This window comes from Cellulomonas fimi (assembly GCF_028527925.1).
Lineage (GTDB): Bacteria > Actinomycetota > Actinomycetes > Actinomycetales > Cellulomonadaceae > Cellulomonas > Cellulomonas fimi_C.
Map to the genome: position 1 here is coordinate 24046 of NZ_JAPESW010000017.1, position 23153 is coordinate 47198.

Sequence of the window (23153 nt, forward strand, 5' to 3'; positions counted from 1 at the left end):
CCCGTGACCGAGACCCCGGACCAGATCGAGCACGGCCGCATCGAGCAGGTCGACCTGCAGCTCGAGATGCAGCGGTCGTACCTCGACTACGCGATGTCCGTCATCGTGGGCCGCGCGCTGCCCGACGTGCGCGACGGCCTCAAGCCGGTCCACCGTCGCGTGCTGTACGCGATGTACGACGGCGGCTACCGCCCGGACCGGCAGTTCTCGAAGTGCAGCCGCGTCGTCGGCGACGTCATGGGCAAGTACCACCCGCACGGCGACTCGGCGATCTACGACGCGCTGGTCCGTCTGGTGCAGGACTGGTCGCTGCGGTACCCGCTGGTCGCGGGCCAGGGAAACTTCGGCTCCCCGGGTGACGACCCGGCCGCGGCCCCGCGGTACACCGAGTGCAAGATGGCCCCCCTCTCGATGGAGATGGTGCGGGACATCGACGAGGACACCGTCGACTTCGGCGACAACTACGACGGCCGCACCCAGGAGCCGCTGGTCCTGCCCAGCCGCTTCCCGAACCTGCTGGTCAACGGCTCGGCGGGCATCGCGGTCGGCATGGCGACGAACATCCCGCCGCACAACCTGCGCGAGGTCGCCGACGGCGTCCAGTGGTACCTCGACCACCCGGACGCGTCGAAGGAGGAGCTGCTCGCGGCGCTCCTGCAGCGGATCAAGGGCCCGGACTTCCCGACGGGCGCGACGATCCTCGGCCACCGCGGCATCGACGAGGCGTACCGGACGGGCCGCGGCTCGATCACGATGCGCGCGGTCGTGAACGTCGAGGAGATCCAGGGCCGCATCTGCCTGGTCGTGACCGAGCTGCCGTACCAGGTGAACCCCGACACGCTCGCGAAGAAGATCGCGGACCTCGTCAAGGAGAACCGGGTCTCGGGGATCGCGGACATCCGCGACGAGACGTCGGGCCGCACCGGCCAACGCCTGGTGATCGTGCTCAAGCGCGACGCGGTCGCCAAGGTCGTGCTCAACAACCTCTACAAGCACACGCAGCTGCAGGACACGTTCGGCGCCAACATGCTCGCGCTCGTCGACGGCGTCCCGCGCACGCTCAGCATCGACGCGTTCGTGCGGCACTGGACGACGCACCAGCTCGAGGTCATCCAGCGGCGCACCCGGTACCGGCTGCGGAAGGCCGAGGAGGCCATCCACCTCTACCGCGGCTACCTCAAGGCGCTCGACGCGCTCGACGAGGTCATCGCGCTCATCCGCCGCTCCCCCGACGCCGACCAGGCACGTGCCGGCCTGATCGAGCTGCTCGACATCGACGAGCAGCAGGCGCAGGCCATCCTCAACCTCCAGCTGCGCCGCCTCGCCGCGCTGCAGCGCCAGGAGATCATGGACGAGCACGCCAAGCTCGAGGCGCAGATCGTCGAGTACAACGCGATCCTCGACTCCGAGCAGCGTCAGCGCGACATCGTGAGCACCGAGCTCCAGGCGATCGTCGACAAGTACGGCGACGAGCGGCGCACGACGATCCTCCCGTTCGACGGCGAGGTGTCCGTCGAGGACCTCATCGCCGAGGAGGAGATGGTCGTCACCATCACCCGCGGCGGCTACGCCAAGCGCACGCGCTCGGACAGCTACCGGGCGCAGCGTCGTGGCGGCAAGGGCGTGCGCGGTGCGCAGCTGCGCGAGGACGACATCGTCGACCACTTCTTCGTCACGACGACGCACCACTGGCTGCTGTTCTTCACGAACCTCGGCCGCGTCTACCGCGCGAAGGCGTACGAGCTGCCCGAGGGCGGCCGCGACGCGAAGGGCCAGCACGTCGCGAACCTGCTGGCGTTCCAGCCGGGCGAGACGATCGCGCAGGTCCTGGACGTGCGGAACTACGAGCAGGCGGAGCACCTCGTGCTCGCGACGCAGCGCGGCCTCGTGAAGAAGACGCGTCTGACGGAGTACGACTCGAACCGCTCGGGCGGTGTCATCGCCATCAACCTGCGCGAGGACGAGGAGGGCCGGCCCGACGAGCTCGTCGCCGCGCGCCTCGTCAACTCCGACCAGGACCTCATCCTCGTGTCCCGCAAGGGGCAGTCGGTGCGCTTCACCGCGTCGGACGAGGCGCTGCGACCGATGGGCCGCGCGACGTCCGGCGTCACCGGCATGAAGTTCCGCGGCGACGACGAGCTGCTCGCGATGGACGTCGTCCGCGAGGACGCGTTCCTGTTCACGGTCACCGAGGGCGGCATCGCGAAGCGCACCGCGCTCACCGTCGAGAACTACCGGCAGCAGGGCCGCGGTGGCCTCGGCATCAAGGTCGCGAACCTGCCCGAGGCGAACGGCGACCTGGTCGGCGCGCTCGTGACCGACACGGACGACGAGGTGCTCGTCATCATGGAGCGCGGCAAGATCGTCCGCTCCGCGACGGCCGAGGTGAACGCGACCGGTCGCACGACCCAGGGCGTCATCTTCGCGAAGCCGGACCCGGGCGACCGGATCATCGCCGTCGCCCGCAACACTGAGCGACACCTCGGTGAGGATGCCGGTACCGTGGGCGGCGAGAACGGCCAGGGATCCGACGAACCGGACGCCTCGGGGGCCCCCGGTGCGGACGACGCGACCGGTGAGCAGGCCGTCGCCGACCAGTCCTCGGAGGACGCATGACCGACTCGACTCCGCCCTCGATCCCGCCGCGCCTGCGGCCGACGACCCCGACCACGGCACGTCCGGGGTCGTCGACGGGTGCGAAGTCGACCGCGAAGTCGCCGACGGCGGCACGCAACGGCAACGGCCGCGCCGAGTCGGCGTCGTCGGCGTCGAAGCCCGCCCGGCCCGCACCGGCCGACGAGAAGCCGAGCAGCGAGCCCGACGGCGTGTCGATCCCCAAGCGTGACGAGCCGCCGTACCGTGCGTCGACAGGGGTCCCTCCCCGCACGTCCGCGTCGACGGCCGCCTCCACGTCCGCGTCCGACGAGGGCGAGCAGCCCTCGCCCCTCATGGTGGCGGTCGACACCGCGACCGTGTGGTTCAAGAAGGCGGCCGGCGCGACCAGCGCCGCGTTCGCCTCGGTCACCCGACCCCGTACCGAGGACCCGACCATGAGCAGCTCGGCACCGGCTCCCGCCGCCGCCACGTCACCGACGGCGGCCCGCACGTCGACCCGCCCCTCCGCGACCGGTGCGACCTCCCAGGTCCGCCCGGCGACCGGGCGCATCCCGACGGTCGGCGGCCCGCGGCGCGTGCGCCTCGCGGTCTCGCGGATCGACCCGTGGTCGGTCATGAAGCTGTCGTTCCTGCTGTCCGTCGCGATCGGCATCATGATCGTCGTCGCGGCGGCCGTGATCTGGCTGACGCTGGACGGTCTGCACGTCTTCACCGAGGCGAACAACCTCGTCAAGCAGATCACCGGCGAGGAGAGCTCGATCAACATCCTCCAGTACGTCGAGTTCCGGCGGGTGGTCTCGGGTGCGACGCTCATCGCCGTCATCGACGTCTTCCTGCTGACCGCGCTCTCGACGATCGGGGCGTTCCTCTACAACATCGTGGCGGCGCTCGTCGGCGGCGTGCACGTGACCATGACCGACGAGTGACCTCGATCGGCCGGCCTGCCGCCCGCGCGGGGGCCGGTTTGGGCGGGACACCTCGGCTGGGGTAGTCTCGTCCGGCGCGCAGCGCACGTGTTCGCACGTGCGGAAGCGACACGGGCCTATAGCTCAGACGGTTAGAGCGCTTCCCTGATAAGGAAGAGGTCACAGGTTCAAGTCCTGTTAGGCCCACTCCCGACCCGTGGGGGATCCGATGAAGAAGCTCCTGCTCGTGGTGGCGGTCGCCGCCGTCGGTTACGTCCTCTGGCAGAAGTACCAGCAGGACCAGGACGAGCGGGACCTCTGGTCCGAGGTCACCGACACCTTCGAGTGACGGCCTCCCCCCACGTGATCGCCGCCCTCCGGGCGGCACCGGGGGCCATGGCGCAATTGGTAGCGCACCTGCTTTGCAAGCAGGGGGTTAGGGGTTCGAGTCCCCTTGGCTCCACCACGAACGAAGGGCCGCTGGCGCGCGTCTGCGGTCTTCGTCTGTCCGACCACAGGCCGGCCGATCGAGCCAGTCTGATGCCCATCCATTCTGCTGAGCCACGCGGAGCAGACCCGGACTGGCTCAGTCGTGCGGCCAGTCGTGACGAGCGACCGAAAGCCCAGCGGCTCGCGCCTTGCGTGCGTTCAGCTCGTACTTCAACTTGCGAGTGGCGCCCCGCGACTGTCGACCTTGGGAGAAGTCCTTGATGAGACCGCTCGCGTATGCAGCGTCCAGCGCCTCGATGTTGGCGAACCAGAACGCCTCGACGTGGAGAGGTTCGAACGCCGCCTTGCGCATGGTCGACCGCCCGGTGTTGCTCGGCGCTGGCTCCCTACCCTTGAACGTGCGGTGCCACTGGTAGAACGCACGGTCCTCGTCCATGACCGCGCGTCCACCCAGCATCAGGAAGCCCAAGCCCTGGTCCTCGATGCATGCTCGCATCGCCAGCTGGTCGTTCAGCGGAGCGCCCGGCAGACCTGGCTTGGACTTGCCGCTGACGGGCAGGATCTGCGACTCAGTGTGGGCCTTCAGGTCCCACACGTATCGGAGCGAGTAGTCGAATGATGTGTTCTCGTAGCGGCTCCGCGGCGGGTTCGTGATCGGGGTGAACGCGGCGTTGAGGATCTCAACACCACGGTGCTCGAAGTAGAAGCCCTGCCACTCGTTCTCGTTGGGGCCCTTGGTGATGCCCTGGCGCTTCATCCATTGGACGCACTGTCTCGCGTCCCACACCACACGACTGGATCCGTCTGCCTGGCGCGTCGGCCGCCAGCCGGTGAGCAGGGCGGCAGCGAGCGCTGCGCCTTCTTGTTCCGGAGTTCCGAACAGCGCCGCGCGGGCGACGCCCAGCTTCCCCAACCGGCGTTCCGCACCGGCGAGCAGCACGTTGAGCCCACTGAGCGTGATCGTGCCCTGCGTCGAGACGCAAGAGTCGGCCCACGGAGCGCCGAACTCGCGCGCGAGCGCCGCCGCCGTACCGTGCTTCGTCGTGATCGGGATGTGGAGTCCCATTCCGTTCACGAGGTTGATGAGCACACGCTTGTGCTCCTTGCCGCCCGGGCCGAGGTACTCGGGGCCGGAATCCGTCAGCAGAGAGATCCGGTTGACGGCCTCGATCTTCGAGCGCGCTGGATTGAACGCTGCCCACTCAGGACCACTGAGCAGGTCTGGGCGCATGGCCTCTAGCTGCCGCAGGGAGCCGTCGTGGTAGGCGTCCGTGGCACCCTCGAGGAGCGCATTGAGTCCGCCGAGCGTGAGCTTGTGCTTCTCGAGATAGAGGGCGGGTACCCACGGCACCCCCAGCACCTCAGCGATGGCAGCGCCCATGACGTCGCTCGTGGCACCGGTGTCGACGTCGACACCCAGCGCGTCCCTCAGCGCCACCACCGCTCGCTTCTCACCGCGCGTGCCCGCGTCGGCGGCACCGGTCAGCGAGTAGATCCGTGTGATCGCCTCACCCGCCGTCTCAGCCGGAAGGAAGAAGGGCCGGTCGACGGGCCCTCGTGACGGACGCTCTGCCATGGGCAGGCACCCTAGCGACCCGACGTACCGGCCAGCCGTCGACCCACCGACGGCTCGCCTCCTGACCTGCGGAACGACGGTGTGCTCGCCGGTTGACGACAGACGAGAGCCGTGGCTGGTGGGGCGGTCCTCGGCCTGGCGGCGCACTGGCCGCGCGATGTCAGACGGGCAAGCTAAGCTGTCCGAGTTTGGGCCGCGCGCCGGGTTGCGCGCCGGGTGCCTGAGCTGTCAAGCTTCGAGGATGGAGATCGGATGAGCACGGCGAGCGCGGCGTTCAGGTACATCGACCTGTTCGCCGGCATCGGGGGCTTCGCTGCGGCGCTGGAGGCCTTCGGGGGCGAGTGCGTCTACTCCGTCGAGATCGACGCCGCCGCCTCTAGGGTCTACCAGCGCAACTGGGGCCACTCTCCGCTCGGAGACATCACGAAAGACGCGAATGACGTCACGATGAACGTCCCTCCGCACGACGTCCTGGCCGCAGGCTTCCCCTGCCAGCCGTTCTCGAAGTCGGGTGCGCAGCGTGGCATGGAGGAGACGCGGGGCACGCTCTACTGGAACATCCTCAAGATCGTCCAGGCGCACCACCCGACGATCGTCATGCTGGAGAACGTCCGGAACCTGGCCGGCCCACGGCACAAGCACGAGTGGGACGTGATCATCGAGACGCTCCGTGCTGAGGGCTATCGCGTGTCGGAGACGCCCGCAGTCTTCTCGCCGCACCTTCTGCCGTTGGAGCGGGGCGGACGTCCTCAGGTTCGTGAGCGCGTGTTCATCACGGCGACCTACGACCCGGACGGCCTACTCGACGGCGTGGTCGCGAGGCCGCCGCTGGAGCATGTCTCTCTGCGCGGAGGCGAGGAGTGGGATCTGGCTGCGGACCTGCCGCTCGACGGCGGCGTCGTGCCGGGCACAGCCCTCACGCCCGACGAGGTGGAGTGGATCGACGCCTGGGACGACTTCGTGACGACCATGTGGCCCGTCGTCCGTGCCGCGCACACCGACACGCAACGGGAGGCGGCCCTGCCCGGGTTCCCGATCTGGGTCGACCGCTGGGTGAAGTCCGAGGACCTCGAGGCGTGGGCGGCGGGTGCAGCACGCGTGCCCTACCGACACCAGGGCGACCTCCCCGACCGGTGGGAGGACGTCCCGGCCTGGAAGCAGGCCTTCCTGGTCAAGAACGCCTGGTTCTACACGCGCTACAAGGCGCAGCTCGACCGGTGGCTCGAGCGCCACGACGTCGCATCGTTCCCCGCGTCACGGCGGAAGCTCGAGTGGCAGGCTCAGCAGACAGAGACGCTGTGGGACTGCGTGCTGCAGCTCCGACCGTCTGGCATCCGCGCGAAGCGCCCGACGCATCTTCCGGCTCTCGTGGCGATCACCCAGACCTCGATCATCGGCCGTCTCCGACGCCGACTGTCGACGAAGGAGGCCGCGCGGCTCCAGGGGTTCCCGGACAACTTCGACTTCGGGGCCCAGACGGACGCGGCGACCTACAAGCAGTTGGGCAACGGCGTGAACATCGGGGCGGTGTGGAACATGCTGCGGGCGCACGTCGAGCGCGACCGCGCGATTCTTCAGACGACCCGGCAGGGCCGCGAGCTGCTCAGGGCCATCGCCGAGGAGGCCCCGTCGAGCCCCGACGAGCGTCTCGAGCGCGTCGTCGCGGCGGGTCAGCGACGCTACGCCGACTCGATGCTCGAGGCAGTCGCCGTCTGACGGCAGCCCAGGTGGAGCGCTCGCCCGCGGTTCCGCAGCATGTGCCCGCACACCCGGGCGCATCGTCGCCTGACGTGTCACGGCGGATGAGCACCGCCAAGCGGCGTGACACCGCGGCTGAGCTCGCGTTGAGGCGCGAGCTGCACCGGCGCGGGCTGCGGTACCGGGTCGCGTACCCGGTACCGGGCCAGCGACGGCGGACGATCGACGTGGCGTTCACACGGGCGAGGGTCGCGGTCCTGGTCGACGGCTGCTTCTGGCACGGTTGCCCGGAGCATGGGACGAAGCCGCGGGCGAACAGCCAGTGGTGGACCGCCAAGCTCGCCGCCAACTATGCCCGCGACAGGGACACCGATCGCCTTCTGGAGGAGCACGGCTGGACGGTCGTGCGGGTCTGGGAGCACGAGGTTTCCTGCTCCGCGGCCGATCGTGTCGAGGCAGCGGTTCGACGGGCCGCCTCTTCCTCGTCTCTGGTGAACGAGGACTGACGGCGCCGATCGCATCCGGCTTTCAGGGTGTGGCCGGCTACCGACCCTCGAGGAGGGACTTGAGGAGGGCGAGGTCGGTGCGGACCAGGGACTCGTCGCGGTCGAGCTCGGCGTCGGTCATGCCGGGGGTCGGACGGAGGGTGAAGACCACGTCGCACGCGTCGTCGCCGTCGGGGATGGCGCGCAGCGGGACGTGGACGGTGTCGCCCGACGGTGTCAGGACCTCGTGGTCGAGCACCCCGAACGGGTTCGCCGGCGCGAACCGCACCCGGACGCGGCCCTCGGCGGTCTCGACGTACCACTCGCCGTCCTCGTGCACGACGTCGGAGCCGAGGCCCGGCGCCCAGCGCGGCAGGTTGGCGGGGTCGGAGGCGAACGCGTAGACCGCGGGCATCGGGCGGTCGATGTGCACGCTGAGGTGGCGCGTCCTCGTCGTCATGCGGCGATGGTGCCACGAGGCGGTGACACCGGCCGGTGGGCGGAATGGCGAGCCGTGAGAGGACGGGCACAGCCGCGCTCGGGGAGCGGACCGGCGCCGTGACGCAGGCGCGGGTCAGGTGCTGAACGGCTCGGCGTAGCGGGCGACCTCCTGGTGCCAGGCGTCGCCGTCGGGGCCGTCGAACGTCCGGTCGACGACGCGCGCGACCTGCACACGGACGCGGACGGCCACGTCGTCGCCGTAGCGGCCGCGATGGGCGTCGAACCAGCCGAGGTAGGCGACGAGCGCCTCGGGGTCGTGCGTGTCGGCGAGGGCGCCGAGCAGGCGGGTCGCGACGTCGACGGTCTCCGCGTCGGTGAGCGGGCGCGCGTGCAGGAGCGCGACGATGCCCCGGACGGCGCCGCCTGGGAGACCCGGCAGTCGGAGGAATCGCTCGATGAGGCCCGCGACGTCGTCGGTCGTGCGCAGGAGCAGCTCGAAGCCCGCGACGACGGCGACGGGCGAGGTCGCCGTGACGAGGTCGCGGAGCACGGTGGCCTCGTCGGCGCGCGCGTCGACCCACCCGCGGATCGTGGCGATCGCGGCAGGCAGGTCGTCGTCGGGGAGCAGCAGCCCGCGCACCACGACCGGGTCGGTGGCGACGACGAGCACCGCGTCGTCGGCGCCGGGGAGCGCCTGGTCGGCGTAGGGGATCTCACGCAGCGAGTCGGGGGGGAACCGCGGGGCGCCGGGCGGCTCGCGGCGGTCGGGCGGTCGGGCGGTGACGAGCCCGACGGTGAGCGGGCCGTCGGGGGCCGTGCCGAACACCGGCTGGTCGGGGACGACCTCGACGTCCAGCGCGAAGCCGTCGCCGCGGAAGGGCGTCGCGCCGGCGGGCACGGGTCGCTCGTCGGTCAGACGGGCCGTGCCGGTGAAGGCCGCGGACGCCGACTCGACGGCGTCGAGCCAGGAACGCGCGGCCGGGGTGCGTCGTGGTCCCGCGGACCGCCTGCTCATGCGTCCACCTCCCGGTCGCGCGACCTCACCAGTTCGACTGGACGTTGGTCGCGACGTCGTTGGCGACGGGGTCGTTGTGCAGCGGCCACTGCCCGCCGGTGCTGTCGCCCGTCCCGGTCACCCTCGCACCGGACGTGGCGGACGGCGTGACGACACTCGCGGCGGGCGACGCGGAGTTGAACGCGACGGTCGTGCCGTAGTCCACGAGCCAGTCGGCGTAGTTGAGCATGATCGCGGTCGTCGACGACGTGTCCTTGACGGCGAGCCAGCTGCGGAACCGGTCGCGACCGTCGGTCCGCACCAGGTGCTGCGTGGCCGTGCCGGACCCGACGGTCCACGGCTGGTTGGTGGAGGGAGTGTCCTGCATCGACGTGTTCTGGGTGCTGGGGTCGGTCGCGCTGAAGGAGAACACCGTCTCCGGTCCGTACCAGGGACGGAAGCCCGCGTCGCCGTCGCGCACGGGCAGCGTGCTGCACGTGTCGGACACCTTGGTGCGCTCGCCGAAGATCGTCGGGGCGATGCGCGCGAGCAGACCCGGGGTGTGGCCGGTGGGCTCGTAGTAGAAGTTCCGCGACGACTCGTACACCGTCTGCAGGAAGCCGATCTCGTACCGCCCGACGCGCGCGGCCGGGCCGGACGCCCGTACCGTGCCGCTCGCCGTGTAGGTCGCGGAGGAGAGGTCGAGGTCGGTGCCGGTCTTGGTGACCGCCAGGGGCCGGGCGACGGCGGCGCTGAACGCGCTCGAGTCGAACGTCACGGCGCCCATCACGGACGCGGCGCCGCCGCGCGCGGTGGCGCCGAACACCGACGCGACGTTCGCGACGGCGCTGTCGGTCGTGCTGAACCGCTGCGGTGCGGCCGCACGAGCGCCGCCGCGTCGGTCGGTCCGGCGCTCGTCCTGACCGCGGCCGGCACGGTGGTCGTCGTCGCGCTGCGGGTCGCCGGTGCGCTCGAGCGGCGGCCGGGACCGGTCGAGCAGCCCGGCAACCGCGCGGTTGCCTGCGGTGCGCTGCAGGACCGTCACGGTGCGACGCGTGGGGCGGTGCCCCGCTGTGACGACCGCGGCGGTCGTGGTGTCGGGGACCGCCGCGGGCCGGGGCGGGGTGCGGGCGGCGAGGCCGTGGGCGGGCGCGTCGCCGCGGTCGTGGTCGAGCGGGCCGCCTTGCGGGCGGTGGGCGCGGCTCTGCGTCATGACCGGCCTCCCCTGGTCGCTCCGCGCGTCGACGCCCGGAGGATGCGTCCAGCGTGCCGACGGCGCCGCTGCCCTCGCAACGGGGTGTCGGCCGCCGATTCGGGCACCCGTCGCTGCCCGAAAGGGCAGGGTCAGTCGTCAGCGGCGGTCGCGGGAAGGAGCTCGGCGCGCAGGGCCTCGACGCCGGTGAGCGTGACGGGCGGCCGCATCGCCTCGGGTCGGGCCTCCCACTGCTCACGCGTCATGACGAACCGACGGTTCAGCGCGGCCTCGCCGTCGCGCACCATCGGGTCCGCACCGTTGTCGGCGTAGCCGAGGCGACGGGTCACACCGAGCGACCGGACGTTGTCGGCGAACGCGCCGGTCGTCGCCCGCTCGGCGCCGAGCCCGTCGAACAGCAGGTGCAGGATCATGAGCCGCATGCGGGTGCCGACGCCGGCGCCCTGGTGTCGCAGGCCCAGCCACGAGCCCGTCTCGGCCGTGCGGAGCAGCGGGAAGTGCTTGGCGTACGCGCCCTGGATGCCGAGGACCTCGCCGTCGCGGACGACGCCGAGCTCGACGCGCCAGTCGTCGACCGAGAACGAGGCGCGGTTGCCCCACTGGTACGTGAGGACGCTGCGGGCGACCTCCGCGGGGGTGCCGCGTGTCCATGGCACGGAGAACGGCATGAGGTCGGGACCGTGGACGCCGTCGGCCGCGAGGCGCGCCAGGTCGGCGAGCAGGTCGTCGTCGAGGTAGCGGAGCTCGAGGTCACCGCTCGTGACGCGGACGCCGGCGAGGGGCCACAGGTCGACGAAGGGGGTCGTCATGCCGGTCAGCGTGTCGACCGGCGAGCCGCCGGGCAACCCGATTGCCGTCGTCACCAGGCGTCGCCGCCACGTGCCCGGTCGGTGATGGCGGTCAGCACGTCGCCGTCGTAGACGGCCTCGGGCTCGGGCGTGACGGCGCCGTCCTCGAGGGTCGTCCACTGCCAGTGCGGTGCGACGCGGGCCGTGGTGCCCTGCTCGGCGAGCCTCAGGTCGAGCAGCACGCCGTACCGGTAGCCGAAGCGCCGCTGGAGCGCCTGCGCGGTCGCGAGGTCGAGCGAGCCGGGGGCGTCCGCGGCGTCGGCGCTCAGCTCGACGAGCAGCAGGTTGTGCTCGGGGCCGAGGCGACCGCGGCGGTGGACGATCAGGTGCGGGGCGCGTGCCGTCCCCTCGTCGAGCCGCACGGACGACTCGAGGACCATGCCCGACCGGTCGTACTCCGCGTCGACGTCCCACGTGCGCTCGACCGTGCCGCGCAACGCCCACCCGAGGTGGAACGAGATGGTGCGCGGGCTGGGCCGGCTGGTGCCCGACGACGGCGCGAAGAGCGTCCACTGGTCGACGAGCGTGTTCGTCAACGCGATCCGGAGACGGGCCTGCAGGTCGGCGAGCAGCATGCGCGGACCGTACTCCCCCGACGTGCCCGCGCTGCGGGACCACCGGCCCGCGACAGCGCGGCCCCGCCTGCGACAGGCATCTGTCGCGCACCTCGCGCGACCCGGTTACCGACCGGTCGGGTTTGCCGTCGACTGTGTGGGTCCCGGCGTCTAGGTTGGTCCGCTGTGACACCTGTCATCACCGCCCGTGGCCTCACCAAGTCCTTCGGCGACCTCGTCGCCGTCGCCGGCGTCGACTTCGAGGTCGCGTCGGGCGAGTCCTTCGGCCTGCTCGGGCCGAACGGTGCGGGCAAGTCGACGACGATGCGCATGGTCGGCGCCGTCTCGACGCGGTCCGGTGGCGACCTGCGCGTGCTCGACCTCGACCCGGACACGCACGGCCCGGAGATCCGCTCGCAGCTCGGCGTCGTGCCGCAGGAGGACAACCTCGACACCGAGCTCACCGTCCGGGACAACCTGCTCGTCTACGGCCGCTACTTCGGCCTCCCCCGCCGCGTCTGCGCCGAGCGCGCCGACGAGCTGCTCGAGTTCGCGCAGCTGACCGAGAAGGCGAAGGTCAAGACCGACAACCTGTCGGGCGGCATGAAGCGTCGCCTCACGATCGCGCGGGCGCTCATCAACGAGCCCCGCATCCTCATGCTCGACGAGCCGACGACAGGCCTCGACCCGCAGGCGCGGCACGTGCTGTGGGACCGGCTGTTCCGGCTCAAGGAGCGCGGCACGACGCTCGTCGTCACGACGCACTACATGGACGAGGCCGAGCAGCTGTGCGACCGGCTGGTCGTCGTCGACCACGGCCGGATCATGGCCGAGGGCAGCCCGGCGGAGCTGATCCGGCAGTACTCGACGCGCGAGGTCGTCGAGCTGCGGTTCGGGTCGAGCCGCAACGCCGAGGCCGCCGAGCGCATGGACGGCGTCACCGAGCGCATCGAGGTGCTGCCCGACCGTGTGCTGCTCTACGCCGACGACGGCGAGGCGGTCGTCGAGAAGGTGCTCGCGCTGGGCCTCGAGCCGACGACCAGCCTGGTCCGCCGGTCCAGCCTGGAGGACGTGTTCCTCCGCCTCACGGGGCGGAGCCTCATCGAATGACGACGACGAGCACCCCGACGCCGACGCCGGCCGCGCAGCGCGCGCTCGACGCCGGCGTCCTGCCCCGCCGCTTCGGCTGGTGGTACGTCGCCGAGGCGCAGCTGCGCAGCATGAAGGCGTACGGCTGGACGATCGTCGCGAGCGGCGTCGGGCAGCCGCTGCTGTACCTGCTGGGCATCGGGCTCGGCCTGGCCGCGTTCCTCGACGTGTCCGTCGCGGAGGGTCCCGACGGCCCGGTCGACTACGTGACGTTCGTGGCGCCCGCGCTGCTGGTCACCGCCGCGGTCGGTGTCGCGATGGACGAGTTCACGTACGCGGTGATGTCGGGGTTCAAGTGGCGGCGGCTGTACTACGCGCCCAACGCGTCGCCGGTGTCGCCGCCGCAGATCGCGACGGGCGTCGTGGTGGCGTGCGTCGGACGGATGCTGTTCACGGTGGTCGTCTACTACGCGCTCATGGTCGCGTTCGGCGCCGTCGGCGACCCGGTGTCCGGCCTGCTGATCCCGCTGGTCGGGATCCTCGGCGGCCTCGCGTTCGGCCTGCCCGTCATGGCGTACTCGGCGTCGATCGAGGACGACCGCGGCCAGTTCGCGCTGATCCAGCGATTCGTGTTCACGCCGATGTTCCTGTTCTCCGGCACGTTCTACCCGCTCGACTCGGTGCCGCTCGCGTTCCAGTGGATCGGCTGGATCTCGCCCGTGTGGCACGCCTCGGAGATCGGGCGGTCGCTCAGCTACGGCTCCGCGCCGGGCGCGTGGCCCATCGGCGTCCACCTCGCGATCCTGCTGCTCATGGCGGGTGTCGGCGGTCTCGTCGCGGGCCGGATCTTCACGCGGAGGCTGCGCGGATGACGACGACGACCGCCACCACCCGCCCTGCACCGCGCAGACGGGCCCGCGGCGGCGTGCGCGCGCTCTACGCGGGCAACGCGGGCGCCGTCGTCGAGCGCGGGCTGCGCGCGACCCGGTCCGGCAACTGGGTCATCGTGCTGTCCGGCTTCTTCGAGCCCGTGTTCTACCTGCTCGCGATGGGCTACGGCCTCGGCACGTTCGTCGGCGACGTCACGATGGCGTCGGGCGAGACGATCTCGTACGCCGCGTTCGTCGCACCCGCGCTGCTCGCGGTGTCGGCGATGAACGGCGCCGTGTACGACTCGACGTGGAACGTCTTCTTCAAGATGCACTTCGGCAAGATCTACGACGCGATGCTCGCGACGTCGATCGGTCCGCTCGACGTGGCGCTCGGCGAGATCTCGTACGCGCTGCTCCGGGGCGGGGTCTACGCGCTCGGGTTCCTCACGGTCATGCAGGTCATGGGGCTCAACCTGGCCTGGACGGCGTTCCTGTCGCTGCCCGCGCTGCTGCTCATCGCCTTCGGGTTCGCGTCCGTCGGGATGGCCGTCACGAGCTACATGAAGACCTTCCAGCAGATGGACTGGATCAACTTCGTCATGCTCCCGATGTTCCTGTTCTCGGCCACGTTCTACCCGCTGACCGTCTACCCCGAGGCCGTGCAGTGGTTCATCAAGGCGCTGCCCCTGTGGCACGGCGTCGAGCTGGTCCGCGGCCTGACGACCGGCGAGCTGTCCCCCGTCATGTGGGGGCACGTCGCGTACTTCATCGGCATGGTCGTCCTGGGCGTCGCGTTCACCACGACGCGCCTGCGCGCCCTCTTCCTCGACTGACCCCCCCGCGCGGACGACGAGATCGCGACGTCGGCGGGGAGCGAGACATCCGCGCGAGAGGGACACATCGATGTCGCACTCTCGCGTCGACGTCGCACCCGCTCGACGGCGGCAGCCCGTCCGGCATGACGAACGGGCCCGGCACACCCCGAGGTGCGCCGGGCCCGTCGACCGTGGCGGTCGCCCTGAGGTCAGCGGGTCAGCCGCAGACCTCACCGTTCACGGTGAACGACGTCGGGTTGGTGTTGGTCCCGGGGTGGGAGCCGTTGAACCCGATGTCGGTGCTCTGGCCCGGCTGGATCGTGGCGTTCCACGACGCGCCGGTCGCGGTGACCGTCGTCCCGGTCTGCGACCAGGTGGCGCTCCAGCCCTGCGTGACCTGCTGGCCAGAGGAGAAGGTGAACCCGAGGGTCCAGGTGAGCGGCCTCGTGCCGGTGTTGGTGATCTTCACCGCGCCGGTGAAGCCGGTGTTCCACGAGTTCGCCGTGTAGGTGACCTTGCACGACGCCGTGGTGGTCGTCGGCAGCGTCGTGAACGTGACCGCAGCCGAGGCCGCCGAGGTGTTGCCCGCGGCGTCCTTGGCCCGGACTACGTACGTGTACGCCGTGTCGGGCGTCAGGCCGGTGAGGACCGCCGACGCGGTCGTCGGCGACGCGACGAGCGTCTGCGTCGTCCCGTTGACCCGCAGCACCTCGTAGCCGGACAGGCCGCTGCCGCCCGTGTCGGTCGACGCGGTCCACGTGAGGGTGGCACCGCTCGTGCTGACGTTCGACGCGACGGGCGTGCCCGGGACGGTCGGCGCGGTGGTGTCGACCGGCGGTGCGGTCGTGGTGAACGTCACCGAGGCGGAGACCGCGGAGACGTCACCGGCCGTGTTCTTCGCCCGCACGCCGTACGTGTACGCGGTGCTTGGCGTGAGGCCGGTCAGCGTGTACGTCGTGCCGGTCGTCGTGGCGACGACGGTCGTCGTCGTGCCCTGCACCCGCAGCACGTCGTAGCCGCTGACGGCCGGGGTGCCCGTCGACGCGGCCCACGTGAGGGTCGCACCGGTCGACGTGACCGCGGACGCGACAGGCGTGCCCGGCGTCGTCGGCGGCTCGGTCGTGCCCTGCGTCTCGGTCGTGAACGTGACCGCGGCGGACGCGGCGGACACGTTGCCGGCGACGTCCTTGGCCTTCACCACGTACGAGTACGACGTGCCGGGCGTCAGGTCGCGCAGGATGTAGGCCGCCGCGGTCGTGGTGCCGACGAGCGTCTGCGTCGACCCCTGGACCCGGTACAGCTCGTACCCGGCGACACCCGAGCCGGCGTCGGTGGACGCCGCCCAGGTCAGCGACGCGCCGACGGTCGTGATGCCCGACGCGACGGGCGTGCCCGGGACGGTCGGGGCGGTCGTGTCGGTCGTGGTGCCGGTCGGCTCCTTGCCCCAGATCAGCGTGCTGCCGTCGTAGAGCGTGATCGCCGCCGTCTTGGCCAGCGCGGTCGAGCCGAGGCCCGCGAAGGACGGGTCGTTCGCGGCGTTCCACCCGGTCGGGCCGGTGAGCCGGAACTGGATCTCCCGCCGGTGCTGCGACTGGCCGCCCGGGTGGATGTTCTGGCCGACGCACGAGAGCTCGACGTAGCCGAGGTTGCCGCCCGCGCTGACGCCCTTGCCGGACTGCGCGCCGCACTCCGAGTAGTTCGACGACAGCGTGACGTCGGACGCCGAGAAGCCGTCCGTGGTGAACCAGTAGCGCAGCTTGCCGTTCTTCAGCGCACGCGCCGGGAACGCCGACTGGTTGCGGATCATCCCCTTGATCTCGGTGTACGTGGTCCCCGGCGGCTGGTTGAGCATGGCCTCGACGAAGATCTCGTCGCCGTCGGGCGCCTCGCGCGTCGGGAACGACGCCAGCGCCGTGCCGCCGTACTCGTCGACGAGCCGCGCGAGCGCGCTCGTGAACCCGGCGTTGTAGTCGGTCGCGACCTCGTTGGCGACGTAGTCCTGGCGGCTGTCGGTGTAGGCGTCGTTGGGCGAGCCGGGGCCGCCGACGAGCGCGCCGTACAGCACGTGCCGCGACGCGGCGGGCGTGGTGATCGAGTCGAGCCACGACCCGTGCGCGGTGCGGTGGTGCGGCATGGTCGGCGGGTTGGTGCCGAAGCCGACGACGTACGACGACTTGCGGGGGTTGTCGCCGAGCGCGTAGTTGATCTGGCGCACGCCGAAGTCGTGGTACCGGGCCTTGCGGGTCGCGTCGGTGAGCCAGTCGGAGTAGACGAGCGCCACGAACGACGTGTTCGCGGCGTAGCGCAGCGCGCCCCACGAGTCGAGGACGGCCATGCCACCCGGCGAGTACGGCACCTTCTGGCCGTTGACGCCGACCGTCCAGTAGTCGAGCCAGCGGTTCGCGTCGTCGACGTACTTCTGCTTGCCCGTCTCCATCGCGAGCAGCGCGTACGCGCCGAACGTCTTGTCGTCCCACGCGACGGTCCACTTGTACTTCTTGGTGGTCGTCTGGTTCTCGGTGCCGAGCTTGTCGTACTCGGTCTCCGCCTTGCTCAGGTACGACGCGTCACCCGTCGCCTTGTAGAGCCAGTACGCGCCCCAGACGAGCTCGTCCTGGTAGCCGGACCACGACTTGTAGTACGCGGAGGCGGCGGTGACGCAGTCGGAGTAGTTGCCGCGGTACTGGTCGGCGAACGCGTAGAGCTGCTTCGCGTGCGTGACGAGCGACGCGGCGTACGTCGGGTCGTCGCCCTTGAACAGGATCGACGCGGACGCGAGCGACGCCGCGGTCTCGGCGGCGACGTCGGACCCGGGGCAGGAGGCGGTGATCTTGTGCGACGGCCGCGCCATCGTCATGACCTCCGCGGGACCCCACCACTTGTGGTCCGCCTCGCCGTCGCCGACCTGCACGTACAGCTCGTTGGGTGCGGTGTGCGCCTTGACGAAGTAGTCGTTGACGAAGCGCAGGTTGTCCTTGAGCTCGTCGAGCTGGCCGGCCTTCGTGTACCCGCCGGGGCTGTCGATCGCGCCCCACGCGAGCATCGTCGCGCTGAACGCCATCGGCAGGCCGAACTTCACGTGGTCGCCCGCGTCGTACCAGCCGCCCGTGAGGTCCTTGCCCACGTCGGCGCCGTCGGTCAGGCCGGAGTCGCCGCGCCACGAGACGGGGAAGTTGTCGGGCAGGTCGCCGGAGCGCTGCGCCTGGTAGAAGAACATCGACTTCTGGAGCGCCTCGGCGTAGTTGTACGCGGGGGCGGCGCTCGCGGACGTCGCGAGCGGGGCGACGAGCAGCCCGGCGGCGACGGCGAGGGCGGAGGCTCCCGCCGTCGCGGTGCGTCCGCGGGATCGGGGCGCGCGTGGCGCCGTGGCATGGCCGAGCATGAGGGTCCTCTTCCGGGCACGGGAGTGGTGGACGGCGTCCCGTGCTGACCGCTGTCGCTCCGGCACGACGCGCCTGGCGCATCGTCCGCAGGCCACGCTGTACCGGTCAACGGCCTAAACGATTCAGGGCCGCCCACCTGCCATGACGCCCGGATCCGGACAGCACCACGCCCCCCGGGCTCGAGGCCGGCGGAGGGCGTGGGAACCTGCAGCCCGGCACGTGGCCGGGGATTCGGGTCAGGCCGAGGGCGTGCCCTTCTCGTCGTCCGTCGTCGGGTTGACGACCGGGTCCGGAGTCGGCTCGGCGGAACCGGCGTCGACCGTCTTCGGCGCGGTGCGGCGCACGCGCTTCGCGGCCTCCGAGGCGCCGTCCTTGGCCTCGGCGACCTTCTCCGTGAGGTCCTCGCGGGCCTCCGCGACCTTCTCCGCCGCCTTGCGGGTCGCGTCCCGACCCTTGGCGACGGCGGCTCCTGCGGCCTCCCCCACGGCGTCCGCCGCGTCCCCGACCTTGTCCGTCAGGTCGTGGCGGGCCTCCTGCGCGCGCGACTTGAAGTCGTGCGTCGAGGACCCGAGCGAGTCGGACGGCTCCCACGGCTCGGCCCACGGGTCGACCTGCGACCGCGACCGGCTCCACGCGACGGCCGCGGCACCGACCGCCGCGACGCCCGCGACGACCCAGAACACCTTCGCGCCCGTGTGCTTGCGCTCGCGCTCGGCAGCCGCAGCCGCGGCAGCAGCAGCGGCCGCGGCCTTGGCGGCGCGCTTCGCGGCCTTCTTGCTCGTGTCGGACGAGACGTCCGCGGCCTTCTCGACAGCGGCCCCGGCCTTGACGGCGGCCTCGTTCATCGCGGCCACCAGGCGCGGCAGCAGGTCGTCCACGAGCTTGTCGTGCGCGGTGTCGATCGCGGGCGACGCCTTCGCGGCGGCCTGCTCGACCTTGGGCGCCGCGGCGATGACGCTCTCCTTGTACGCGTGCTCGACGCGCGGGAGCAGCCACTCGACGAACGCCTCGACGCGTGGCGTCGTCCACTCCTTCGCGTGCACGGCGGCGTCGGACGCCTTCGAGGCGGCTTCCTTCGCGCCGATCGCGGCCGCGACCTTGGCCTGCGCCGCCTTGTCGGCGAGCGTGGCGGCCAGCTCGGCGGCCTGCTCCTTCACCTGCTCGGTGTCCACGTCGATCGTCGTGCGGCTCTTGCTGAAGCCCATCGTCTCTCCCGGCTGCTGTGCGGGCGGGTGGGGCATGACCCATCCGCGCTGGTCGGCGGCACTGGTGTCCCACTCTGCCACCGGACCTGCTGGGATGCAGTCCGGCGGCGCGACGGAGCACCCGTCCGCCTCTCGCACCGTCGGCGCTGCGTGCGAGACTGTCGGCATGTTCGCGACCCTGCACACGTCCGCCGGTGACATCCGGATCGAGCTGTTCCCGAACCACGCGCCGCGCACCGTCGAGAACTTCGTCGGCCTGGCGACCGGCTCCAAGCCGTGGACCGACCCCGCGACCGGTGAGCAGCGCACCGACGCGCTCTACTCGAACCTCGTCTTCCACCGCGTGATCGACGGCTTCATGATCCAGGGTGGTGACCCGCTCGGCACGGGCCGCGGCGGCCCGGGCTACACCTTCGACGACGAGATCCACCCCGAGCTCGCGTTCTCCGAGCCCTACCTGCTCGCGATGGCGAACGCCGGCAAGCGCATGGACCCGACGACGGGCAAGGTCGGCGGCACCAACGGCTCGCAGTTCTTCATCTCCGTCGCGCCGACGACGTGGCTCAACGGCAAGCACACGATCTTCGGCAAGGTCGCCGACGACGAGAGCCGCGCCGTGGTCGACGCGATCGCCACCGCGCCGACGCGTCCCGGTGACCGTCCCGTCCAGGACATCGTCCTGCAGTCGGTCTCGATCGAGGACTGAGCGGGTCCCCATCACCGAGAACCCCACGCCCGACGCGGCCGCACCGCCGGTCTGCCCGCGGCACCCCGACCGGGTGTCGTACGTGCGCTGCCAGCGGTGCGGCCGTCCCGTGTGCCCGGACTGCCAGCGCCAGGCCGCGGTCGGCGTGCAGTGCGTGGACTGCGTGGCGGAGGCGTCGCGCGGCGCGCGTCCCGTGCGGACGGTGCTCGGCGGGCGCCGGCGCGAGGGCCGGCCCGTCGTCACGCTGACGATCATCGGCCTGTGCGTCGTGAGCTTCGTGCTGCAGCAGGTCGTGCCCGGCTGGACGATCCGTTGGCTGTTCAGCCCGCTCGCCGGGCTGGTCGAGCCCTGGCGGTTCGTCACCGCGGCGTTCCTGCACTCCCCCGGCGGCGTCGTGCACCTCGCCGTCAACATGCTCGCGCTGTGGATGATCGGCCCGTACCTCGAGCAGGCGCTCGGTCGGGCCCGGTTCGTCACGCTCTACCTGATGAGCGCCCTGGGCGGGTCCGTCGCCGTCGTCCTGCTCGCCGACGCGCTCGACGCCTGGAACGTCGGCGTGCTCGGGGCGTCGGGGGCGATCTTCGGCCTGTTCGGCGCGGTCCTCGTCGTGATGCGCCGGCTCGGCGGCGACGTGCGCGGGATCCTCGTCGTCATCGGGCTCAACGTCGTCGTCGGGTTCGTCGTCTCCGGCATCTCCTGGCCCGCGCACCTGGGCGGGCTGTTCACGGGCCTGGCGCTGGGTGCGGCGTACGCCTACGCACCTGCGGAGCGGCGCCGGCAGGTCGCCGTCGTCGCGCCGCTCGTGGTGGCGGGGGTGCTGGTCACGGCCGCATGGCTCGCGTACTCGGCGGTCGGACTCGCCTGACTCCCGTCGGGCTCGTCTGACTCGTCCCCAGGTGGCGCGCGTCACGCGTGGACGACGCACGGTCTGTCCACAGCCTGTTGACCTGCACGAACGCACTCTCTGTCCCCAGCGGTGCACAACCATGTGGATAACTACACGGCTGTAGTTCCACAGCTGTGAGCAACCTTGGGGACGGGGAGACGACGCCGAATTCCTTCGTCAGTACGGCCTGTGAGGACCCTACGAGCAGGGTCTGACATCGGCGGGAACGACGACGGCGGGGCCGGTCGTCGTCGACCAGCCCCGCCGTCCCGTCCTGCGCGCGGCGTCAGCGCCAGCGTGTCGTCATGCCGAAGCCCGCGATGATGAGCGTGAAGCCCACCGCGAGGTTCCACTGGCCGATGCCCGGGATCGGGTAGTCCGAGCCCGTGAGGTACGTGACCACGATCCACACGAGGCCGACGAGCATCAGCCCCAGCATCACGGGGACGAACCACGGCGGGTTCGGCTTGGGGCCGGCCGACTTCTCGGGCGGCGGGATGTACGCGGCCTTCTTGCGCGACCTCGACTCAGGCACGTCCGGGCTCCTGTCCAGCGGCGGTGCGCGACGCGTGGACGTCGCGCGAACGGACGGTGACGGGGTGTCACCGTGCGACAACGATGTGACGTGGACGCCGCGCACCGTCACGGGCGCCACGCAACGTGACCTAGCGTAGTGGGCAGCAGCCCTCCGCCCGACCCCCTCGAGAGGACGACAGTGACCGAGCACTCCCACCGTGCGCGGCGTCTCCTCGCGCGCGGGACGCTCTCGGTCGCCGTCGTGCTCGCCCTCTCGGGTGCGCTGTTCGCCGCCAACGCACGGTTCGCGCAGGCCAACGAGGGGGAGCGGCACCCGCAGGACCTCGCCGGCCTCGCCAGCGTCCAGAACGACCGCGTCGCGCGCCTGTCGACCGAGGTCGACGCCCTGCGGACCGAGGTGGACGCGCTCGCCGAGGACGGCAGCGCCGACGCGAGCACCCAGCCCGGGCAGCCCGGCGCGGGCTACCTCGTGGAAGGCGGCGCGACGCCCGTCACGGGTCCCGGGCTCACGGTCCAGCTCGAGGACGCGCCCGCCCGCGAGGGCGTCGACCAGGACGTGCTGCTCGTGCACCAGCAGGACATCCAGAACGTCATGAACGCGCTCTGGGCGGGCGGCGCCGAGGCGATGACGCTCCAGGGGCAGCGGGTGATCTCGACGAGCGCCTTCTGGTGCGTCGGCAACGTCCTGAAGCTGCACGGGCGCGTCTACTCGCCGCCCTACGTCATCGAGGCCATCGGCGACCCGTCCGACCTGCGCGACGGGCTCGCCGCGTCGCCCGCCGTCGGGCTCTACCTGCGCGACGTCAAGGCCGTCGGCCTCGGCTGGTCCGTCGACCAGTCCGACGCGATGCAGATGCCGGCCTACTCCGGAGCCACCGAGCTCGAGTACGCGCGCGTCCCGGACGGTGTCGAGATCCTGCCCGGCCTCGAGGCCGCCGAGGAGGCCGCGAAGGACGAGGCACGCGCGACCGCGCAGACGCGCAGCACCGGCCCGGCCGGCCCAGGGAGCGACGATGACTGACCCGGCCGCCACGGCGACCGCCACGCCCGACGGTCCGCCTCCCGCCGACCAGCCCGTCCGCACCCGACGCGGCACCCGGCCCCGGCGCGGGGCGAGCCCGGCGCGGCAGCGCGCCTACACCGCCGTCGGTGTCGTCGGCGAGGTCCTCATCACCCTGGGCGTCCTGCTGTTCGCGTTCCTCGCCTGGCAGCTGTGGTGGACCGACGTCGAGGGCAACCGCGCGCAGGCCGAGATCGTCCGCGACCTCGACTGGGAGGTCGCACCGACGCCCGAGCCGACCGCGACGCAGACCGGCCCGCTCGTCGCCGAGCCGCGGCGCGAGGACCCGCCCGTGCTGGAGGAGCCGCCGCACGCGACGACCTTCGCGACGATCCAGGTGCCGCGGTGGGCGGGCGAGCCCGAACGACCCGTGAGCCAGGGCACCGACCGCGCGACGGTGCTCGACGTGCTGGGCGTCGGCCACTACGAGGGCACCGCGATGCCGGGCGGCGTCGGCAACTTCGCGCTCGCCGGCCACCGCACGACGTACGCCAAGCCGTTCAACCGGGTCGCGGAGCTGCAGGTGGGGGACCCGATCGTGGTCCGTACGTCCGACACCTGGTACGTCTACCGGGTGTCGTCGACCGAGATCGTCATGCCCACCGACGTCGACGTCATCGCACCCGTGCCCGGCGACCCGGGCGCGACCCCCACCGAGCGGTTCATCACCCTCACGACGTGCCACCCGATGTTCTCCGCACGGGAACGGTTCATCGTGCACGGCACGTTCGACTACTGGGCGCCCGTGACGGACGGGACTCCCGCCGAGCTGCTGCCGGGCGCATGATGTGCGCCCGTCGAATCCACGTGACAGGAGACC

General features: G+C 71.5%; 21 protein-coding genes and 2 tRNA genes. 14 read left to right on the forward strand and 9 right to left on the reverse strand.

Annotated features, from left to right (window positions below; genetic code table 11):
• Nucleotides 1-3 precede the first annotated feature (3 nt).
• The 5 genes from gyrA to OMK64_RS09940 all read left to right on the forward strand — a co-directional run bounded on the left by gyrA (nucleotide 4) and on the right by OMK64_RS09940 (nucleotide 3987).
• Nucleotides 4-2616, forward strand: coding sequence for a DNA gyrase subunit A (gene gyrA / locus OMK64_RS09920; RefSeq protein WP_272727918.1), 2613 nt, complete (start codon nucleotides 4-6; stop codon nucleotides 2614-2616).
• The gene (locus tag OMK64_RS09925; protein ID WP_272727919.1) at nucleotides 2613-3542 is read left to right on the forward strand and encodes a DUF3566 domain-containing protein; all 930 of its coding nucleotides are present in this window, start codon (nucleotides 2613-2615) and stop codon (nucleotides 3540-3542) included. The genes gyrA and OMK64_RS09925 overlap by 4 nt, the downstream gene beginning before the upstream one ends.
• A gap of 112 nt (nucleotides 3543-3654) precedes the next feature.
• Nucleotides 3655-3728: transfer RNA gene (locus OMK64_RS09930), tRNA-Ile, on the forward strand.
• Between the two features lie 22 nt (nucleotides 3729-3750).
• A complete protein-coding gene (locus OMK64_RS09935; RefSeq protein ID WP_210728157.1) occupies nucleotides 3751-3870 on the forward strand; it encodes a DLW-39 family protein in 120 nt (39 codons plus the stop codon).
• A 41-nt stretch (nucleotides 3871-3911) separates the two neighbouring features.
• A tRNA-Ala gene (locus tag OMK64_RS09940) sits at nucleotides 3912-3987 on the forward strand.
• Nucleotides 3988-4107: 120 nt separating this feature from the next.
• On the opposite strand, the gene OMK64_RS09945 is transcribed toward OMK64_RS09940, so the two are convergent.
• On the reverse strand, nucleotides 4108-5547 hold the full coding sequence (locus OMK64_RS09945; protein WP_272727921.1) for a hypothetical protein: 1440 nt from the start codon (nucleotides 5545-5547) through the stop codon (nucleotides 4108-4110).
• A gap of 252 nt (nucleotides 5548-5799) precedes the next feature.
• Here OMK64_RS09945 and OMK64_RS09950 point away from each other — a divergent pair, with 252 nt between their 5' ends.
• On the forward strand, nucleotides 5800-7263 hold the full coding sequence (locus OMK64_RS09950) for a DNA (cytosine-5-)-methyltransferase (protein WP_272727922.1): 1464 nt from the start codon (nucleotides 5800-5802) through the stop codon (nucleotides 7261-7263).
• Between the two features lie 86 nt (nucleotides 7264-7349).
• On the forward strand, nucleotides 7350-7751 hold the full coding sequence (locus OMK64_RS09955) for a very short patch repair endonuclease (RefSeq protein ID WP_272727925.1): 402 nt from the start codon (nucleotides 7350-7352) through the stop codon (nucleotides 7749-7751).
• A 37-nt stretch (nucleotides 7752-7788) separates the two neighbouring features.
• Here OMK64_RS09955 and OMK64_RS09960 read toward each other — a convergent pair whose 3' ends face one another.
• The 5 genes from OMK64_RS09960 to OMK64_RS09980 all read right to left on the reverse strand — a co-directional run bounded on the left by OMK64_RS09960 (nucleotide 7789) and on the right by OMK64_RS09980 (nucleotide 11801).
• Nucleotides 7789-8190, reverse strand: coding sequence for an SRPBCC family protein (locus tag OMK64_RS09960; RefSeq protein ID WP_272727927.1), 402 nt, complete (start codon nucleotides 8188-8190; stop codon nucleotides 7789-7791).
• A gap of 114 nt (nucleotides 8191-8304) precedes the next feature.
• Complete coding sequence (locus OMK64_RS09965) at nucleotides 8305-9186, reverse strand: hypothetical protein (protein WP_272727929.1); 882 nt, start codon at nucleotides 9184-9186, stop codon at nucleotides 8305-8307.
• Nucleotides 9187-9211: 25 nt separating this feature from the next.
• Nucleotides 9212-10378 (reverse strand): hypothetical protein, encoded by a 1167-nt coding sequence (locus OMK64_RS09970; RefSeq protein ID WP_272727931.1) that lies wholly within the window; start codon nucleotides 10376-10378, stop codon nucleotides 9212-9214.
• Nucleotides 10379-10509: 131 nt separating this feature from the next.
• Complete coding sequence (locus OMK64_RS09975; RefSeq protein WP_272727933.1) at nucleotides 10510-11187, reverse strand: GNAT family N-acetyltransferase; 678 nt, start codon at nucleotides 11185-11187, stop codon at nucleotides 10510-10512.
• 50 nt (nucleotides 11188-11237) lie between these two features.
• Nucleotides 11238-11801: a hypothetical protein gene (locus tag OMK64_RS09980; protein ID WP_272727937.1), complete on the reverse strand. Its 564-nt coding sequence runs from the start codon at nucleotides 11799-11801 to the stop codon at nucleotides 11238-11240.
• Between the two features lie 165 nt (nucleotides 11802-11966).
• Here OMK64_RS09980 and OMK64_RS09985 point away from each other — a divergent pair, with 165 nt between their 5' ends.
• The 3 genes from OMK64_RS09985 to OMK64_RS09995 are packed head-to-tail and all read left to right on the forward strand — an operon-like array spanning nucleotide 11967 to nucleotide 14574.
• On the forward strand, nucleotides 11967-12890 hold the full coding sequence (locus tag OMK64_RS09985; RefSeq protein ID WP_272727940.1) for an ABC transporter ATP-binding protein: 924 nt from the start codon (nucleotides 11967-11969) through the stop codon (nucleotides 12888-12890).
• On the forward strand, nucleotides 12887-13741 hold the full coding sequence (locus tag OMK64_RS09990; RefSeq protein ID WP_272727943.1) for an ABC transporter permease: 855 nt from the start codon (nucleotides 12887-12889) through the stop codon (nucleotides 13739-13741). The genes OMK64_RS09985 and OMK64_RS09990 overlap by 4 nt, the downstream gene beginning before the upstream one ends.
• The gene (locus tag OMK64_RS09995) at nucleotides 13738-14574 is read left to right on the forward strand and encodes an ABC transporter permease (protein ID WP_272727946.1); all 837 of its coding nucleotides are present in this window, start codon (nucleotides 13738-13740) and stop codon (nucleotides 14572-14574) included. The genes OMK64_RS09990 and OMK64_RS09995 overlap by 4 nt, the downstream gene beginning before the upstream one ends.
• Nucleotides 14575-14773: 199 nt before the next feature.
• Here OMK64_RS09995 and OMK64_RS10000 read toward each other — a convergent pair whose 3' ends face one another.
• Both OMK64_RS10000 and OMK64_RS10005 read right to left on the reverse strand, forming a co-directional pair.
• Nucleotides 14774-17938 (reverse strand): glycoside hydrolase family 9 protein, encoded by a 3165-nt coding sequence (locus tag OMK64_RS10000; RefSeq protein ID WP_272727949.1) that lies wholly within the window; start codon nucleotides 17936-17938, stop codon nucleotides 14774-14776.
• A 237-nt stretch (nucleotides 17939-18175) separates the two neighbouring features.
• On the reverse strand, nucleotides 18176-19180 hold the full coding sequence (locus OMK64_RS10005; RefSeq protein WP_272727952.1) for a hypothetical protein: 1005 nt from the start codon (nucleotides 19178-19180) through the stop codon (nucleotides 18176-18178).
• Between the two features lie 130 nt (nucleotides 19181-19310).
• Between OMK64_RS10005 and OMK64_RS10010 the strand changes: the two genes are divergently transcribed.
• Together OMK64_RS10010 and OMK64_RS20885 are read left to right on the forward strand one after the other, a co-directional pair.
• A complete protein-coding gene (locus OMK64_RS10010; protein ID WP_272727954.1) occupies nucleotides 19311-19850 on the forward strand; it encodes a peptidylprolyl isomerase in 540 nt (179 codons plus the stop codon).
• A 73-nt stretch (nucleotides 19851-19923) separates the two neighbouring features.
• Nucleotides 19924-20715, forward strand: coding sequence for a rhomboid family intramembrane serine protease (locus OMK64_RS20885; protein WP_308201781.1), 792 nt, complete (start codon nucleotides 19924-19926; stop codon nucleotides 20713-20715).
• A gap of 307 nt (nucleotides 20716-21022) precedes the next feature.
• Here OMK64_RS20885 and OMK64_RS10020 read toward each other — a convergent pair whose 3' ends face one another.
• Entirely contained in the window at nucleotides 21023-21271 is a 249-nt protein-coding gene (locus OMK64_RS10020) for a cell division protein CrgA (RefSeq protein ID WP_272727957.1), read from the reverse strand.
• A 180-nt stretch (nucleotides 21272-21451) separates the two neighbouring features.
• Between OMK64_RS10020 and OMK64_RS10025 the strand changes: the two genes are divergently transcribed.
• Together OMK64_RS10025 and OMK64_RS10030 are read left to right on the forward strand one after the other, a co-directional pair.
• The gene (locus tag OMK64_RS10025; RefSeq protein ID WP_272727960.1) at nucleotides 21452-22294 is read left to right on the forward strand and encodes a DUF881 domain-containing protein; all 843 of its coding nucleotides are present in this window, start codon (nucleotides 21452-21454) and stop codon (nucleotides 22292-22294) included.
• Nucleotides 22287-23120, forward strand: a complete 834-nt coding sequence (locus tag OMK64_RS10030; protein WP_272727962.1) for a class E sortase — start codon at nucleotides 22287-22289, stop codon at nucleotides 23118-23120. Before OMK64_RS10025 ends, OMK64_RS10030 begins: the two co-directional genes overlap by 8 nt.
• The last annotated feature ends 33 nt before the right edge of the window (nucleotides 23121-23153 follow it).

What these genes read in the sequence shown, in the direction of transcription:
- OMK64_RS09935 (WP_210728157.1), top strand. Translation starts at nt 3,751, where the DNA reads ATGAAGAAGCTCCTGCTCGTGGTGGCGGTCGCCGCCGTCGGTTACGTC.
- OMK64_RS09925 (WP_272727919.1), top strand. Translation starts at nt 2,613, where the DNA reads ATGACCGACTCGACTCCGCCCTCGATCCCGCCGCGCCTGCGGCCGACG.
- OMK64_RS09960 (WP_272727927.1), bottom strand. Translation starts at nt 8,190, where the DNA reads ATGACGACGAGGACGCGCCACCTCAGCGTGCACATCGACCGCCCGATG.
- OMK64_RS09995 (WP_272727946.1), top strand. Translation starts at nt 13,738, where the DNA reads ATGACGACGACGACCGCCACCACCCGCCCTGCACCGCGCAGACGGGCC.
- OMK64_RS09950 (WP_272727922.1), top strand. Translation starts at nt 5,800, where the DNA reads ATGAGCACGGCGAGCGCGGCGTTCAGGTACATCGACCTGTTCGCCGGC.
- OMK64_RS10000 (WP_272727949.1), bottom strand. Translation starts at nt 17,938, where the DNA reads ATGCTCGGCCATGCCACGGCGCCACGCGCGCCCCGATCCCGCGGACGC.
- OMK64_RS09955 (WP_272727925.1), top strand. Translation starts at nt 7,350, where the DNA reads ATGAGCACCGCCAAGCGGCGTGACACCGCGGCTGAGCTCGCGTTGAGG.
- OMK64_RS10010 (WP_272727954.1), top strand. Translation starts at nt 19,311, where the DNA reads ATGTTCGCGACCCTGCACACGTCCGCCGGTGACATCCGGATCGAGCTG.
- OMK64_RS09975 (WP_272727933.1), bottom strand. Translation starts at nt 11,187, where the DNA reads ATGACGACCCCCTTCGTCGACCTGTGGCCCCTCGCCGGCGTCCGCGTC.
- OMK64_RS10005 (WP_272727952.1), bottom strand. Translation starts at nt 19,180, where the DNA reads ATGCCCCACCCGCCCGCACAGCAGCCGGGAGAGACGATGGGCTTCAGC.
- OMK64_RS09945 (WP_272727921.1), bottom strand. Translation starts at nt 5,547, where the DNA reads ATGGCAGAGCGTCCGTCACGAGGGCCCGTCGACCGGCCCTTCTTCCTT.
- OMK64_RS09980 (WP_272727937.1), bottom strand. Translation starts at nt 11,801, where the DNA reads ATGCTGCTCGCCGACCTGCAGGCCCGTCTCCGGATCGCGTTGACGAAC.
- OMK64_RS10030 (WP_272727962.1), top strand. Translation starts at nt 22,287, where the DNA reads ATGACTGACCCGGCCGCCACGGCGACCGCCACGCCCGACGGTCCGCCT.
- OMK64_RS09970 (WP_272727931.1), bottom strand. Translation starts at nt 10,378, where the DNA reads ATGACGCAGAGCCGCGCCCACCGCCCGCAAGGCGGCCCGCTCGACCAC.
- OMK64_RS09965 (WP_272727929.1), bottom strand. Translation starts at nt 9,186, where the DNA reads ATGAGCAGGCGGTCCGCGGGACCACGACGCACCCCGGCCGCGCGTTCC.
- OMK64_RS09990 (WP_272727943.1), top strand. Translation starts at nt 12,887, where the DNA reads ATGACGACGACGAGCACCCCGACGCCGACGCCGGCCGCGCAGCGCGCG.